This is a genomic window from Alcanivorax sp. UBA3183 (assembly GCF_002364155.1).
GTDB lineage: Bacteria > Pseudomonadota > Gammaproteobacteria > Pseudomonadales > Alcanivoracaceae > Alcanivorax > Alcanivorax jadensis.
The window spans coordinates 3,645-19,384 of sequence record NZ_DEXN01000045.1 but is presented as its reverse complement, the minus strand read 5'-3'; the positions used below and the strand labels follow the sequence as shown (position 1 = coordinate 19,384).

Here is a 15,740-nt window from a genome sequence, read left to right as displayed (position 1 = left end):
GTGGTCATTTTTGGTTATCTTCTGGCACCTAAGTGCCATCGTTCTAATATCAGAACCAGGTCACAGGTATAAGCCAAAATCCTTAGTTAGTATACGTTGCGTAACGAAACGCTAACTGAGGGTAATTTTATGTGTCGTTTGATAGTGGCCCTGCTGCTGGGGGCGGGTCTGGTTCAGACGGTATCGGCGTTGGAAGCTCAACCCCGGGTCATCGGGGGACAGGATGTCACACAGGTGCGGTCGTGGATGGCCGAAGTGGAAATCAGCCGGTCCGGCAATCCCAATTTTTCGGCGACGCTCTGTGGCGGCACTCTGATTGCCCCCCGCTGGGTGCTGACTGCCGCCCACTGTGTGGCCAGTGTCGAGGCAGAGATGCTGTTTGTCTCCCTTGGCAACGTTAATCGCACCAGCACAGAGGCTCCGGAACAACTGACGGTAACCGAACTGCAGGTGCATCCGGCCTACAATGCCACCCACTTCCATAATGACCTGGCCCTGCTCAAACTGGCGGCGCCGAGCCGCTTCAAGCCATTGGATATGGCCAAGCCGCACATCGTTACCGAGCTGGCGCTGGGCAACCATGATGAAGCCCTGGAAGTGCTGGGCTGGGGTTCCACCACCCCGGATGGTTTTGCCCTGACCGAGACTTTGCAGAAAGCGGATCTGGACTTTGTGTCGCCGGATTACTGCGCCAGCCAGTGGAGCAATCTCACCGGCAACCAGATTTGTGCCGGCGAAATGAACCCTCAGGGTCAGAAGCAGGATTCCTGCCGTGGCGATAGCGGCGGGCCGCTGGTTTACCGCAAGGATGACCAGCAGTGGCTGGTGGGTGTGACCAGCTACGGCCATGAAACCTGTGCCACCGATGGTGTGCCGGCGGTCTATAGCCGCGTGGATAGATACCTGCCCTGGCTGGAAGAGACCACTTCCGGCGGACTGGTGGATCTACAGACAGAAGGCCTCAACGGTGATCAGTACCGCAACATGTCCAGTGCGGTGACCCTCTATCCGCGTATTGCCAATACCAGTACCCGCAATGACGCCCGCAATGTGGGCCTGCGTATCGAGCATCAGCCCGGTCTGTCTGTGGCGGTACCGGGCCTGTCCTGCCGGACCTACACGGGCTACACCGACTGTCGAAACAGCCTGTTCCTGGCACTGGGACAGACCAGCGCCACTTATGCCGTTACCCTGAAGGCCCCGTCCCGTTGGGCTGATCAGGTGCGAGTAAGCCCGATCAGCGACTCGTATGATTACTTCAGTCTGCGCAGCGAAGCGTTCAATCTGGTATTCAGTAACGAGCCGGATGTGGTGCTCAGTCTGACCACCAACCGGGGTAGCGATGGCCATGTTCGTGTCAGCGCTCTGGTGCGCAATGCGGCGACTCATCAGACAGCGGCGCGGGTGAGACTGGGCTTCATCTTGCCTGCAGGGTGGGAAACCGTTGAAATGCCGGGCAACTGCAGTGGCAGTCGTAGTGTTCAGTGCGGTCTTGGGGATCTGGGGCCGGAGCAGTTTGTGACCCAGCAACTGCTGCTTTCAGGGGAGGGATATGACCCCATGACCGTGCAGGTATGGACCGATAATGGTGATTTTCCAACCGGTGACAGCAAAGCCTATACTCGGCCCGCTCAAGCTCGTAGCGCCAGTAGCGGTGGTGGCAATACGACAGGAAATGACAGTGGTGGTGGCGGTGGCGGTAGTGGTGGCAGCTTGTCGTTCCTGGCGCTGCTGGGCCTAGCCCTGGTTGCCGCTCGACGGCTCCACCAGTGACAGGTGCCGCTGGCGCTCCGGCGCCAGCGCGCCCTGATTGCCTTTCCAGGGCACCGCATCCATGCCCTTGGGAATCTCCGTTAACTGGAACGGCGCCTTGATAATCTCGAAGTAGGGCGAGTGATCGAAATCCGCGGCGGTGATGGCTCGTGGCTGTAACCGCAGCAGGCGGCTACCGGAGCCATCTTCTTTTACCAGCGGCAGCACCGGGAACTGTACGAAACTGAACGCATCTGCGACCACGGTGCCAGTCAGTGCCCGGGCCAGCTCCCCGGCCCAGCGCCGAAACAGGTTGATGCGCCAGCGCAGCGGCAGCCATCGCCAGGGCATCAGGGTCAATAGTGCCAGGGCCGCCCAGGACTGGCTGCCGCCAGCGCCGATCCGGCTGATGGCATAGCGCAATACGTCCTGGGCTTCATTGTCACTCAGTCCCTGGGCCCGGCAGACACGGATCTGGCGGCCTTCCAGGGCGGACAACGGCTCCACGATCAGGCCCCGTTCCAGCCGCGCATCAATCACCAGCTGGGTATCCGGTTCGCAGGGAGTGTAATCCCCCAGCAGGGCACGCAGGGCCGGGTCCGCCACGTCATGAAGTCGACCAACATAAAGCACCGCCCGGGCGAAGCGGCTGTCGCCGATTACCTTGAAGGTACGGTCCACATTGCTATGCCCGGCCACCAGCAGCACATCACAGGGTTTGAGCACGGTGCGCAGGCTGTCCAGGTCGGCACTGGGCTGGCCACTGAACGGCTCGTCGCGCTGAAGGCGGCGGCAGATCCATTGATAAAAGGCCAGTTGTCGACTCATGGTGACTCCGTGTGCAAACACTTATTCGAGGACCCGGAGCTTACAACAGGGCCAGGGCCCGGTCGATGACCGAATGGTCAGTATAGAAATGCGGCGAAAAACGGACCCCGCCACCCCGTTCTGCACAGACCACGCCAGCCTGTCGTAAACGCTGAAAGGTGTCTGCCGGCGTTTCATCAGGCAGGGTAAAGGTAACAATTCCGGCCCGACGCTGCCGGTCCACCGGGCTGAGCAGAGTGGCTCCCCGTTCCCGCAGGCCGTCGATCAGCCGCTGGACGCGATCCTGCAGGGCCTCGGCGACTTGCGCCATGCCTTCCTCTTCCAGCAGGGACAGGGATGCCTCCAGGGCATGAGCGCCGAGCATGTTGGGGCTGCCGCATTCGAAACGACGGGCATTATTGGCCACTTGCCAGTCGGTGGTGGTGTAGTTGCCGGCATTGGCCACCATATGCCAGCCGTGCTGGCGCAGGGTCAATTTGTCCTGTACCGCCTGGCGGCAGTAGAACAATGCCAGCCCCTCAGGGCCCAGCATCCACTTGTGACCGTCGGCCACCACAAAATCCGCCTTGGCCTGTTCCGCGGAAAAGGGCAGGGCGCCGAGGATCTGGATGGCGTCCACACAAAACAGGATCTCTCGCTCCCGGCAGGCGGCGCCAATGGGCGCCATGTCCATCAGCAGGCCGGTGCCGTATTGCACTGCGGACAGGGACACCAGTCGTGTTCGAGGTCCCAGCGCATCGATCACCGCCTGTTCCGGTTCAGGCGTATCCAGGCTTACGGCGATCACTTCCACGCCCTGATCCGCCAAAGCTTCCCAGGGGATACGGTTGGAGGGGAACTCCTGATCGCTGATCACGATCTGGTCGCCGGCCTGCCAGTCAATACCCTGGGCAATCACAGACAGTCCTTCTGAGGTGTTTTTCAGCAGGGCGATTTCATCAATACTGACCCCGCCAATCAGCCAGGAAAGCCGCTCGCGCAGGCGCTGTTCCACTTTCAGCCAATGGGGGTAATCACGGGCACCGATCTCACAATTCTGGCGAGCGAATTCCGCGACCGCATCGCGGCTACGGGCGGGCCAGGGAGCCACCGCAGCGTGGTTGAGATAAAGCAGGTCTTCACGGTGGGGAAATTCCGGGTGGGCCATGATGTCTCCATTAACAGCTACAAGCTTCAAGCTACAAGTTGCAACGCGGGAGGGTGTGGTGGCAAGTATATAGCGCCGTGGCCGCGTTATTTACCATAGCAGCAATTGCATCGTGAACCCTGCTGCATGCTTATAAAAAGGGAATACGTTAGAATTGCGACTGTTCAGTCCTGGTTCACGTCCGTTATGCCGGGCTTAAGGAGAAATAGATGGGTGACCTGGAAAAAGCCACGCGCAAGGCGCAGGAATTTCGTCAACGGGAGCGCCAGATTCTGGATGCGGCCCTTGAGCTGTTCCTGGAAGAGGGCGAAGACCGCGTGACCGTGGAAATGATTGCTGACCGGGTCGGTATCGGCAAAGGCACCATCTACAAGCATTTCGAGACCAAGAACGAGATTTATCTGCTGTTGATGCTCCGTTATGAGGAGGATCTTGCCGAGGTATTCCAGACCATCTCCGGCGGCGATGACAAGGAACGGCTGGCACGGGAATACTTCCGTTTCCGGATCTCCGATCCCAAGCGTTACCAGTTGTTCGACCGCCTTGAGAACAAGGTGATCAAGGACCATGCCCTGCCGGAACTGGTGGACAAGCTGCATCGCATTCGCGAAGCCAACTTTGCCCGCCTCACCGATATCGTCAAGGCGCGTATTGCCGAAGGCTCACTGGAAGACGTGGACCCGATCTATCACATCTGCTCCGCCTGGGCGCTGGCCCATGGTGCGGTGGCCCTGATGGAATCCCCGTTCTACCAGAAGCTGATCGACGACAAGGATGACTTCCTGCATTTCCTGATCGAGATCGGCATTCGCATGGGCAACAAGGGGCAACGGGGGCCACGATGAAACAGGCGGAGGAACTGCTGGCATTACTGGAAAAGGCAGGCAAGGATGAAAGCGGCCTGCCGCCGGTGCACCAGTGGAAGCCGGAGCGGCATGCGGATATCGACATGCGGATCGCCCGGGATGGCACCTGGTACTACCAGAATTCCCCCATCCAGCGTGAACGCATGGTGGCGTTGTTCTCCACCATCCTGTTGCGCGAAGGCGATGACTACTTCCTGATCACCCCTGTGGAAAAGCTGCGCATCCAGGTGGACGATGCCCCTTTTGTGGCGGTGGAAGTGCAGCGCCTGGAAGAGGGCGGGGTGAATAAACTGGTCCTCACCACCAATGTGGGCAGTCACGTGGTGGCCGGTGACAAGCACCCCTTACGCGTGGAAACCGACCCACAAACCGGCGAGCCGTCCCCGTATCTGCTGGTCCGCGAAAACCTGGAAGCCCTTATCGGGCGCTCCGCGTTCTATCAGCTGGTGGACTGGGCGTTTGAGGAAAATGGGAAGCTGTTTGTGGAGAGCGATGGTCAGCGCTTTGAGTTGGGAAGCCTGGGGTAATTGATAATTGAGAATGGATAATTGATAACTTCGCGAGAAACTCCTTCGCATCTTAACGCAAAGAGGCCGCGCCCAATGTTGGGCGCGGCCTCTTTGCTTGAAAACCAGAATAACCCTGATCGCGCGTTATCAATTATCCATTCTCAATTATCAATTTCCCCTCATTGTAATGCTAATCAACAACAACACCCCGAGCACAATACTGATCCCTTTCCAGATGCGCAGTTGCCGGATGTCGTTGTCGATGGCCGGCTTGCTGCTGCGCATCGGGCGGCGCAGGGCGTCGCGGAATTCGGCGGCGTCGGTGAAGCGTTGTTTGGGTTGATGTTGCAAGGCGAGCTGCAGCACGTTGTTGATCCACAGCGGGACGAACGCGTTGTGTCTCTGCAGTGGCGGCAGGGGGCGATGGGCGGATTTTTCGTAGCGGCCCTGCCACGGCAGCGAACCGGTGAGCATTTCATGGATGATCACCGCCGCGGAAAACAGATCACTCTGTTCGCTGGGGGCAGCGCCATCCAGCAGTTCCGGAGCGCTGTAATCCCGGGTGCCGAGGGGAATGCCCGCATTGTGCTGCTCCATGCCCCGGCAATGGCAACTGCCGAAATCCACGATGCGGACCAGCCCGTCGGTATCCACCATGATGTTGTCCGGCTTCAGGTCGCCGTGGATCACATCGGCGCGGTGCAGGGCGCGGATACCGTTGAGTAGCTGATCCGCCAGATACAGTTTTTCTTCCACCGCCACATCAGGGTGTTCCTTCAGCCACTGTTGCAGCGTCACGCCGTCGATGAACTCCAGATGCTGATACAGGCAGCTGGGATTGTCCGGCTGGGGCAGGGTGCGTAGCAGGTGGGCATTGCGCAGGCGCTGACCGACCCAACCTTCCATGACAAACCGCTCCAGCGCGTCCCGGTCGTCTTCCAGATTCACCGACGGTGTCTTGAGTACCGATTGCGTGCCGTTTTCATCCTCCACCAGATACAGGTGGCTACGCACACTGGCATACAGCTCCCGCTGTACGGTGAAACCGTCAACCCGGACCCCCGGGCTCAGTGGCGGGGGCAGGGGCAGGCTGCCGCGCTGGCGCAGGGCTTCGTCGGCGCTGGCGTCGGGCAGGCCATCCACCTGCAGCACCTGACAGCTCAGGTTGTCATCGCTGCCGCTGGCCAGGGCCGCTTCCACCAGACTGCGGGCAGCCATTTCCGGTTGGCCACTGGCACGCACTATGCCCTGCATGCGCGAACGGGACAGGAAACCATGCACGCCATCGCTGGTGAGCAGAAATACATCGCCCACCTGCAAATCACTGCGGCTGTAGTCCACATCCAGTCGGGTGTCGCCGCCCATGACCCGGGTGAGTACCTGGCGGTCGCCGCCGATCATGCGGCTGTGGTCCCGGGTGAGGCATTCCAGACGTTCATTACGCAGTCGCCAGATACGCGAATCGCCTACCTGGAACAGGTGGGCAGTACGCGAGCGCAGTATCAGCAGGGACAGGGTGCACAGGTGGCTTTCCCCGGCCAGTGTCTGCCGGCACAGCCAGCGGTTCAGGGCTTCCAGTACCCGCTGTGCGGAGCGGGGCACACTCCATAGCGATGGCGTTGCATAGTAGTCGTTGATAAATCCGAGCACACAGGATTCCGCTGCCTCCCGGGCTGCACCGGCACTGGACAGCCCATCAGCCAGGGCGGCAACGATGCCCTTGGTACGCAGCAATGGGCCATCAGGAATCTGCATGGCCAGCGCATCCTGATTGTGCAGCTTGGGCCCGGCATCGCTGTACTGGCCGATGCGAACCTGCGGGTGCAGGTCCGGCTCGGTGGCAATGGCCGAGTCCTCGGTCGTAACGTTGGCAACATCCATGATCAAAGCTCCTGTGTATGACCTGCCGAAAACACTCAGCCCACCTCGATGAGCTGAACGTCGCCTTTCTCATCAATTTCCGCAATGTGCCCTTTGGGTTCATCCAGGAACTGCACGGCGGCCAGGGCCACGGCAGCGCTGGCGGCAATCACCAGAAAGAAGGTGGACGGGTCCACAAAGGTCAGCACGGTCAGGAAGATCACCGCACCGGCGTTACCGTAGGCGCCCACCATGCCGGCGATCTGACCGGTAAGGCGTCGCTTGATCAGCGGCACGGTGGCGAATACCGCCCCCTCGCCAGCCTGCACAAAGAAAGAACAGCACATGGTGGCAATCACCGCCAGGGCAATGGGCCAGCTACTGCCTATCTGGCTCATCAGGCCGTAACCCACCATCAGACCGCAGAGCAGAATCGCCAATGATTTCTTGCGTCCGAACTTGTCGGAGACCCAGCCACCACCGGGGCGAGCCACCAGATTCATGAAGGCATAGCCGGAGGCCAGCAGGCCGCCAGTGACTGCCGACAGGGTAAAGGTATCGGTAAAGAACAGTGGCAGCATGGACACCACCGCCAGCTCGGAGCCGAAGGTCACCATATACGCCAGATCCAGAATGGCTACCTGCTTGAAGCTGTAGCGGTCGTGCTCGGGAACCCCTTCTTTCAGGTGTTCACGGTTTACTCGCCAGGCCTGACCAAGCTGTACCACCGCCAGGCTGATAATCAGTGCGGCCAACAGAATCTGTGTGGTCTGGCCGAACAGATTCAGATTGGTGGGCCCCAGGCGCCAGACGATCACCAGCAGGGCGATATACAAAGGCAGGCTCATGGCCAGGTAGAAGAACAGGTCTTTCCTGGTGCTCACTTCCAGCGCGCTGGCTTTCTTCGGCTTGAAATAGGACGCGCCCTGGGGCGTGTTGCGTGCCCGCCACAGGAAGAAAATCCCGTAGAGAAAGGAAACGGCGCCGGTAGTGGCAATGGCCCAGCGCCAGCCGTCATCGCCGCCGTAAAAGAGAGCCAGTGAAGGCAGGGTAATCGCCGCGGCCGCAGAGCCGAAGTTGCCCCAGCCACCATAGACGCCTTCAGCCAGGCCCACTTCCCGGGCCGGGAACCATTCGCTGATCAGGCGGATGCCCACCACGAAACCGGCACCCACAAAGCCCATCAGCAGACGGGTCACCGCCAGTTGTTCATAGGTAGTGGAAAGCGCAAAAGCCCAACAGGGGAGGGCGGCGAGCATCAGCAGAGAACCAAACACAAGCCGGGGTCCAAAGCGATCCACCAGGGAACCGATCACCACCCGGGCCGGAATGGTCAGCGCCACGTTGAGAATCAGCAACGCCTTTATCTGTTCCGGGGTGAGGTCGAAGGCTTCGCGCAAATGCCCCATTAATGGCGCATGGGAAAACCACACAACAAAGGTAATAAAGAACGCCAGCCAGCTCAGGTGTAACAGGCGGATGCGTGGCGCGGAAAGATTCAACAGATTCAGCTTTTGATCGCTCATGACTTCTCCATGCATGGGCGGTTAACGACAGGGTGGTCTAGGCAACTCCTGTGCCACCTTGCTAAGTGACTGTTTTAAATCGATTAAACGGAGAGAAATCGAGAGAAGGGCAATAACCGTGCGCAAATCGGGAGCGTTTATGGGTCATCGCGGTGCACGAAAAAATGCATTTTTCTCGTGCACGAACGCATTAAAAGAAAGCAGGAGTTCTGTGGTTATTGCCGAAAAAACAAAATAAATCTATTAAAAATAATGAGTTAGCAAGTTGGCACAGGCCTTGCTCAGTGATGGGTGTCAGTTATGCACCGCGAGGGTGAGCCTTATGGCAAAGCAACAACTTCTACTTATTGGCCACGGCATGGTGGGCCAACGTTATCTAGAGTCTCTGGTGGCCCAGGGTGGCCGCGAGCACTTCGAAATTACCGTACTGTGCGCCGAGTCACTGCCGGCCTATGACCGCGTGGGGCTAACCAGCTACTTTTCCGGCAAGACCGCCGACGACCTGTCGCTGGTGCCTGAAGGGTTCTTCGCCGAGCACGACATTACCCTGAAGCTGAATACCAAGGCGGATGTCATTGATCGTGGTGCGCGCACCGTTACTACCAACACCGGTGAAACGCTGAACTACGACAAGCTGGTACTGGCCACCGGGTCTTATCCGTTCGTGCCGCCGATTCCCGGTAATGATCGAGACAACTGTTTTGTGTACCGCACCATCGATGATCTGGATGCCATGATCGCTGCCAGTAAAGACGGCAAAGTGGGCACCGTTGTGGGGGGCGGCCTGCTGGGTCTTGAGGCAGCCAAGGCTTTGCATGATCTGGGCCTGCAAACCCATGTGGTGGAATTTGCCCCGCGTCTGATGGCTGTCCAGGTGGACGACTTTGGTGGCGGCCTGCTCAAGGACAAGATTCAGGAACTGGGTGTCACCGTGCACACCAGCACCGGCACCAAAGACATTGTTGACGGTGAAACCTGCAAACACCGGATGAACTTCGGTGAAGACAATTACCTGGAAACCGATGTGATCGTGTTCTCCGCTGGCATCCGTCCCCAGGACGAACTGGCCCGCGCCTGTGAGCTAGAGCTGGGCGAGCGTGGCGGTGTCGTGGTGAACAACCACTGTGTCACCTCGGATGACAGCATTTATGCCATCGGTGAAGTGGCGTTGTGGGAAGGCCGCATCTTCGGTCTGGTGGCGCCGGGTTACCAGATGGCGGAGATCGCCGCCGAGCACCTGATGGGCAAACAGGAAAAACAATTCCTGGGCGCGGACATGAGCACCAAGCTGAAACTGATGGGCGTGGACGTGGCGTCCATCGGTGATGCCCACGGCAACACTCCGGGTTCACGCAGTACCGTGTTCATGGATCAGACCGTCGGCATCTACAAGAAGGCGGTGATCAGCGAATGTGGCAAGAAACTGCTGGGCGCCGTGCTGGTAGGCGATGCCAATGATTACGGCAACCTGCTGCAGCTGTGCCTGAACGAGATGGACCTGCCTGGTGATCCGGCGGCACTGGTCGCCCCGGTTTCCGATGGTGCGCCCCTGCTGGGCGCCGATGCTCTGCCCGATACCGCCCAGATCTGTTCCTGTAATAACGTCTCCAAGGGCGACCTGTGTGCCGCCATTGATGATGGCGCCATGACCGTGGGTGATCTGAAATCCTGCACCAAGGCTTCGGCTACCTGTGGTGGTTGTTCGGCGCTGGTGAAACAGGTGCTGGACAGCGAACTGGAAAAACGTGGCGTGGAAGTGAACAACCACCTCTGCGAGCACTTTCCCTATTCCCGCCAGGAAATCTATCACCTGGTACGGGTAGGGCAGATCACCACCTTTGATGAGCTGCTGGAAAAACACGGCAGCGGTGAAGGTTGTGATATCTGTAAACCCACCGCGGCCTCGGTGTTGGCATCCTGCTGGAATGACTATGTGCTGAACAAGCCCCACGCGGGCCTGCAGGACACCAACGACTACTTCCTGGGCAACCTGCAGCGGGACGGCACCTATTCTGTGGTACCCCGTGTGGCCGGCGGTGAAATCACCCCGGACAAACTCATCGTGCTAGGCGAAGTGGCCAAGAAATACGACCTTTACACCAAGATCACCGGCGGTCAGCGGGTGGATCTGTTCGGTGCCCGCGTTGAGCAGCTGCCGGATATCTGGCGCACCCTGGTGGATGCCGGTTTTGAAACCGGCCATGCCTACGGCAAGTCCCTGCGTACCGTGAAATCCTGTGTCGGTTCCACCTGGTGCCGCTACGGGGTGAAGGATTCCGTAGGCACCGCCATTCAGGTGGAAGAGCGTTACAAGGGCTTGCGTAGCCCACACAAGATCAAGATGGCCGTCAGTGGCTGTACCCGAGAGTGTGCCGAAGCGCAGAGCAAGGATGTGGGCGTCATCGCCACCGAGAAAGGCTGGAACCTGTATGTCTGCGGTAACGGCGGCATGCGCCCCCGCCATGCGGATCTGTTTGCTTCGGATCTCACCGACGAACAGCTGATCAAGACCGTGGATCGCTTCCTGATGTTCTACATCAAGACTGCCGATCGCCTGCAGCGCACCAGCGTCTGGCTGGAAAACCTGGAAGGCGGTCTGGATTACCTCAAGCAGGTAATTCTGGACGATTCCCTGGGCATCGGTGCCGAGCTGGAAGCGGAAATGGCACATGTGATCGACACCTACCAGTGTGAGTGGAAGACCACCATCGAAGACGATGAAGCGCTGAAACGCTTCAAGCATTTCGTCAACGATGACAGCGCCGACGACAACCTGAAATACGTGCGCGAGCGCGGTCAGCGTCGTCCGGCCTTTGAACATGAACGTATCGAACTGGTCGAGGAGGCATAAGCATGAACAGTTCCGTAGCCGTGCAATGGAAAGCCGTGTGCAAGCTTGATGATGTGCTGCCGGGCACCGGGGTTGGCGTGCGCCTGCCCGGTCGCCAGGCGGCCCTGTTCCGCACCAGCGATGGCAGCCTCTACGCCCTGGATAACCGCGACCCGTTCAGCCAGGCCAATGTGCTAAGCCGGGGCATCCTCGGCTCGATGGGCGACAAGCGAGTGGTGGCTTCGCCGATCTACAAGCAGCACTTCGATCTGGAAACCGGCCAGTGCCTGGAAGACGAAGCCGTCTCCCTCACGGTGTATCCGGTACAGGTGGAAGGCGACCTGATCAAACTGGCCGTCCCGGCCTGAATACCGCAAGGGCGATGTAGTAATGAAGCGACTGGTGGTAATTGGTAACGGCATGGCGGCGTGCCGCCTGCTGGAAGAGCTCACCCGCCTGGCGCCGGATCTCTATCAGATCACGGTGGTAGGGGAGGAGCCCTTTGCCGGTTACAACCGGGTCATGCTGTCGCCCTTGCTGGGTGGCGGCACCGACGAACAGACCATTACCACCTATCCCCACCAGTGGTATCGCGACCGGGATATTCGTCTGATTACCGGTTCCCCGGTGGTGGAGATTCACCGTCATCGTCGTCAGGTGATCACCGCGGCGGGTCACGTGCTCGGCTATGACCGCCTGCTGCTGGCCACCGGCGCAGCCCCGCGCCAGTTACCGGTGGACGGCGTGGCATTGAAAGGCGTCATGAGTTTTCGGGACCTGCATGACGTCAGAACATTATTGTCGCTGCCGGCTGCCCGAGTAGTGGTCGTGGGTGGTGGCTTTCTGGGATTGGAGGCAGCCGATGCGCTGGTGAAACAGGGGCACGATGTGACTCTGGTACACAGCCGTGGGCACCTGCTTAACCAGCAACTGGATGAATCGGCAGGCCATCGCCTGCAACAGGATCTGGAAGCCCGGGGCCTGAAATTCGCCATGCAGGCGCGCACCCAATCCATCGAAGATAACGGTCACGGCGGTGTCGCTGCCGTACACTTGGGCGACGGACAGCGCCTGCCTGCCGACTATGTGGTGCAGGCGGTGGGCATCGTGCCGCGCGCCGAGCTGGCCGCCCAGGCCGGCCTCACCGTCAACCAGGGCATTCGCGTGGACGATACCCTGCAAACCTTCGACCCTGCCATCTACGCTATTGGCGAATGCGTGGAGCATCGCCAGCGCACCTTCGGTCTGGTGGCGCCCTTGTATGAACAGGCCTCCGTGTGTGCCAGTCATCTGGCCGAGCTGGGCCATCGTCGTTATCTGTATGCGGACACCGCCACCCGGCTGAAAATTTCCGGTATTGATCTGGTGTCCTTTGGTGATTTCTCCGGCGATGGCGACACCCTGCAGCTGGAGTTACCCGGCAGTTACCGGCGGCTGCAGATCCGCGACAACCGCATCGTCGGCATGGTGTTGTACGGCGATGTGGGCGACAGCGCTTTCTTTGAAAACCTGTGGCGGAACCAGACCGACATCAGTGCGGTACGCGCCACCCTGTTACTGGGTGAAGCCTTCTGCAATCTGCCCGGCAATGGTGGCGACCAGCAGGAGGAAATTGCCGCATGAGTATTTGCACCACCTGTCCTTACTGCGGCGTGGGCTGCGGTATCAAAACCGATGGCATCGAACTGCAGGGCGACAAGCAGCACCCGGCCAATGCCGGGCGCCTGTGTGTGAAAGGGTCCTCGGTACTGGAAACCCTGGGCGATCAGGATCGCCTGTTGCAGCCAGAAGTGAATGGGCAGGTAGTTCCCTGGGATCGCGCCCTGGATGAAGTGGCCGACCGGTTCCGTCGTATTGTCGATGAACACGGCCCGGATGCGGTGGCTTTCTATGTGTCCGGCCAGCTGCTCACCGAAGACTATTACGTGGCCAATAAACTGATGAAAGGGTTTATTGGCAGCGCCAATATCGATACCAATTCCCGTCTGTGCATGAGCAGCGCGGTGGTGGCCCACAAGCGCGCCTTTGGCGAAGACGTGGTGCCCGGCTGCTATGAAGATCTGGAGCTGGCGGACCTGGTGATTCTCACCGGTTCCAATACCGCCTGGGCGCACCCCATCGTCTATCAGCGTATTGCCGCCGCCAAACAGGCGCGTCCGGACATGAAAGTGGTGGTCATTGATCCCCGCCGCACCGCCACCTGTGATCTGGCCGATCTGCACCTGGCCATTCGCCCGGGGCAGGATGTGCCCTTGTTCAACGGTCTGCTCACCTGGCTGGATGATCACGGCGCGCTGGACCAGGATTATATCGATGCCCATACCGACGGTTTCGACGCCACTTTGAACACGGCGCGTCAGCAGGGAAATGATTGGGACGCGCTGGCCGAGCAGATGGGCGTGAGCAAGGTAGATCTGACCACCTTCTATCACTGGTTTGCCGCCTGCGAGCGTACCGTTACCGTATTTTCCCAGGGCGTGAATCAGGCCCGCAACGGTTCTGATCAGGGCAACGCCATCATCAACGCCCACCTGGCCACCGGCCGGGTGGGCAAGCCCGGAGCCAGCCCGTTTTCCATCACCGGTCAGCCCAATGCCATGGGCGGGCGTGAAGTGGGTGGGTTGGCCAACCAGCTTGCCGTGCACCTGGATATCGATAATCCGGAACACCATGCCGCCGTGGCGGATTTCTGGCAGACCGAATCTCTGGCGAAAGAAAACGGCCTCACCGCTGTGGACCTGTTTAATGCGGTGGAAAGCGGTCAGGTCAAAGCGGTGTGGATCATGGCCACCAATCCGGTGGATTCCCTGCCAGAAGCGGACCGGGTGCGGCATGCACTGATGGCCTGCGACACCGTGGTGGTGTCCGACTGCGTGGCCAGCGGCGACACCCTGGCCTGTGCCGATATCCGTCTGCCCGCGCTGGGCTGGGGTGAAAAATCCGGCATGGTGACCAACTCCGAACGCTGTGTATCGCGCCAGCGTCCTTTTGTGAAAGCCCCCTGCAACGCAAAAGGGGACTGGTGGATTGTTACCGAAGTGGCCCGTCGCATGGGCTACGCCTCCGCGTTTCCCTATCAGCACGAACACGAGATTTTTGCCGAGTACTCGGCGCTCACCGCATTGGCGGGCAGATTTGGCAAGCGGCTGGATATGACCGCTGCTGCGGACCTGAGCGCCGACCAGTATGAGCAGTGGCAGCCGCAACAGTGGCCGCTGCAAGGGGACCCTCGCTGCTTTGGTGACGGATGCTTCGCCACACCGAATGGCCGTGGCCGTTTTGTTGCCTGCGAGAATCCCAGGGTGCGTCAGATCGGCGATGCCTTCCCGATCATTCTCAACAGCGGTCGTATTCGCGACCAGTGGCACACCATGACACGCACCGGTCGCGCCGGACGTCTGTTTGCCCACCTGAGCGAACCCTTTGCCGCGTTGCACCCCAAGGACATTGAGCGTTACCGACTGAAGGAGGGCGGTTTCGTGCGCCTTGCCAGCAAGGTCGGTGACGCCCTGGTGCGGGTAACCAGTGATGCCGGGCAACGCCCCGGCACTGCGTTCATGCCCATGCACTGGACCGATCAGTTTTCTCGCCGTGCCCGGGTGGATGCCCTGGTACCGGCACGTCTGGATCCGCATTCCGGCCAGCCGGCGTTCAAGCATACGCCGGTCAACGTCAGCGACTGGCAACCCCGCTGGCATGGCTGGTTGTTCACGGTGGCACCCCCTCCTGCCGTGGAGTACTGGGCCCGAGTTCCCGTTGATGCATTTTTGCAGACGGGCCAGGTACAACGTTATCGGCTGGCCGGCGATGCGGACCTAACCGAACAACAGCTTCACGACTGGATGCCCGAAGCCGCCCAGTGGCTGGCACTGAACGACCCCGCCAGCGGACACTTTCGACGAGCCGCCCTGGACAGCGAGGGCCGCCTGCTGGCCTGGCTGGCCATTGGCGAGGAGCTGCCGTTATGCGACGTGGAGTGGCTGGCGAACTGTTTCGCCGATGAGGCGAACACTCAGCACCTGGCGTTGCTCGCCGGGCAGCCTGTGGATGCCGGCCCGGATCTGGGGCCGGTGATTTGCAGTTGCTTCCAGGTACGCCAGAAGACCATCGAAGCGACAGTGGAAGAGGGCGCCGACAGCGTGGAGGCCATCGGTAAATGCTGCCAGGCCGGCACCAACTGTGGCTCCTGCATTCCGGAACTGCGTGGGCTGCTGGAAACCTGCAGCGTTTGACGGCAACCGTTGATGGCGTCAGGAAATTCATTTTTCTACCACAGAGGCCACAGAGTTCACTGAGGAAAAGCGGTGGCTTTGCGAATCTGTTTAAAGGCCAGTTTCGGCCGCCCGCAACAAGCCATATCCCCTACAATTTCGTGTGGTTTATAAGGTGAGTTAGAAACGTAGGGTGGGTTAGCCGCAGGCG

Annotated in this window: 11 protein-coding genes; 7 read left to right on the top strand and 4 right to left on the bottom strand. The window is 59.9% G+C overall.

All coding sequences use genetic code 11. The annotated features are described in order from the left end of the window. Positions 1-129: 129 nt before the first annotated feature. The gene (locus B3Q33_RS14320; protein ID WP_272963468.1) at positions 130-1,773 is read left to right on the top strand and encodes a S1 family peptidase; all 1,644 of its coding nucleotides are present in this window, start codon (positions 130-132) and stop codon (positions 1,771-1,773) included. Here B3Q33_RS14320 and B3Q33_RS14315 read toward each other — a convergent pair. Next, entirely contained in the window at positions 1,738-2,580 is an 843-nt protein-coding gene (locus B3Q33_RS14315) for a hypothetical protein (RefSeq protein WP_035247364.1), read from the bottom strand. The genes B3Q33_RS14320 and B3Q33_RS14315 overlap by 36 nt on opposite strands. A 40-nt stretch (positions 2,581-2,620) precedes the next feature. Then, on the bottom strand, positions 2,621-3,727 hold the full coding sequence (locus tag B3Q33_RS14310; protein WP_035247367.1) for an aminotransferase class V-fold PLP-dependent enzyme: 1,107 nt from the start codon (positions 3,725-3,727) through the stop codon (positions 2,621-2,623). Positions 3,728-3,936: 209 nt separating this feature from the next. Between B3Q33_RS14310 and B3Q33_RS14305 the strand changes: the two genes are divergently transcribed. Both B3Q33_RS14305 and B3Q33_RS14300 read left to right on the top strand, forming a co-directional pair. Further along, positions 3,937-4,572 carry a TetR/AcrR family transcriptional regulator gene (locus B3Q33_RS14305; protein ID WP_084573453.1) on the top strand — a complete coding sequence of 212 codons (636 nt, stop codon included), beginning with the start codon at positions 3,937-3,939 and terminating at the stop codon, positions 4,570-4,572. After that, the gene (locus B3Q33_RS14300; RefSeq protein ID WP_272963469.1) at positions 4,569-5,120 is read left to right on the top strand and encodes a DUF1285 domain-containing protein; all 552 of its coding nucleotides are present in this window, start codon (positions 4,569-4,571) and stop codon (positions 5,118-5,120) included. Before B3Q33_RS14305 ends, B3Q33_RS14300 begins: the two co-directional genes overlap by 4 nt. A 150-nt stretch (positions 5,121-5,270) precedes the next feature. Here the strand turns inward: B3Q33_RS14300 and B3Q33_RS14295 are convergent, their stop codons facing one another. Together B3Q33_RS14295 and B3Q33_RS14290 are read right to left on the bottom strand one after the other, a co-directional pair. Further along, positions 5,271-6,983, bottom strand: coding sequence for a bifunctional protein-serine/threonine kinase/phosphatase (locus B3Q33_RS14295; RefSeq protein ID WP_272963470.1), 1,713 nt, complete (start codon positions 6,981-6,983; stop codon positions 5,271-5,273). A gap of 35 nt (positions 6,984-7,018) precedes the next feature. After that, positions 7,019-8,488 (bottom strand): NarK family nitrate/nitrite MFS transporter, encoded by a 1,470-nt coding sequence (locus B3Q33_RS14290; protein ID WP_035247372.1) that lies wholly within the window; start codon positions 8,486-8,488, stop codon positions 7,019-7,021. A gap of 322 nt (positions 8,489-8,810) precedes the next feature. On the opposite strand from B3Q33_RS14290, the gene nirB reads away from it, so the two are divergent. Genes nirB through B3Q33_RS14270 form a run of 4 tightly spaced genes read left to right on the top strand, consistent with a single transcriptional unit; the run spans position 8,811 to position 15,550 of the window. Next, positions 8,811-11,339, top strand: coding sequence for a nitrite reductase large subunit NirB (gene nirB / locus B3Q33_RS14285; RefSeq protein WP_272975364.1), 2,529 nt, complete (start codon positions 8,811-8,813; stop codon positions 11,337-11,339). Positions 11,340-11,341: 2 nt separating this feature from the next. Beyond that, complete coding sequence (nirD, locus tag B3Q33_RS14280; protein WP_035247378.1) at positions 11,342-11,686, top strand: nitrite reductase small subunit NirD; 345 nt, start codon at positions 11,342-11,344, stop codon at positions 11,684-11,686. Between the two features lie 22 nt (positions 11,687-11,708). After that, positions 11,709-12,941 carry an NAD(P)/FAD-dependent oxidoreductase gene (locus B3Q33_RS14275; RefSeq protein WP_272963472.1) on the top strand — a complete coding sequence of 411 codons (1,233 nt, stop codon included), beginning with the start codon at positions 11,709-11,711 and terminating at the stop codon, positions 12,939-12,941. After that, the gene (locus tag B3Q33_RS14270; protein ID WP_272963473.1) at positions 12,938-15,550 is read left to right on the top strand and encodes a nitrate reductase; all 2,613 of its coding nucleotides are present in this window, start codon (positions 12,938-12,940) and stop codon (positions 15,548-15,550) included. The genes B3Q33_RS14275 and B3Q33_RS14270 overlap by 4 nt, the downstream gene beginning before the upstream one ends. The last annotated feature ends 190 nt before the right edge of the window (positions 15,551-15,740 follow it).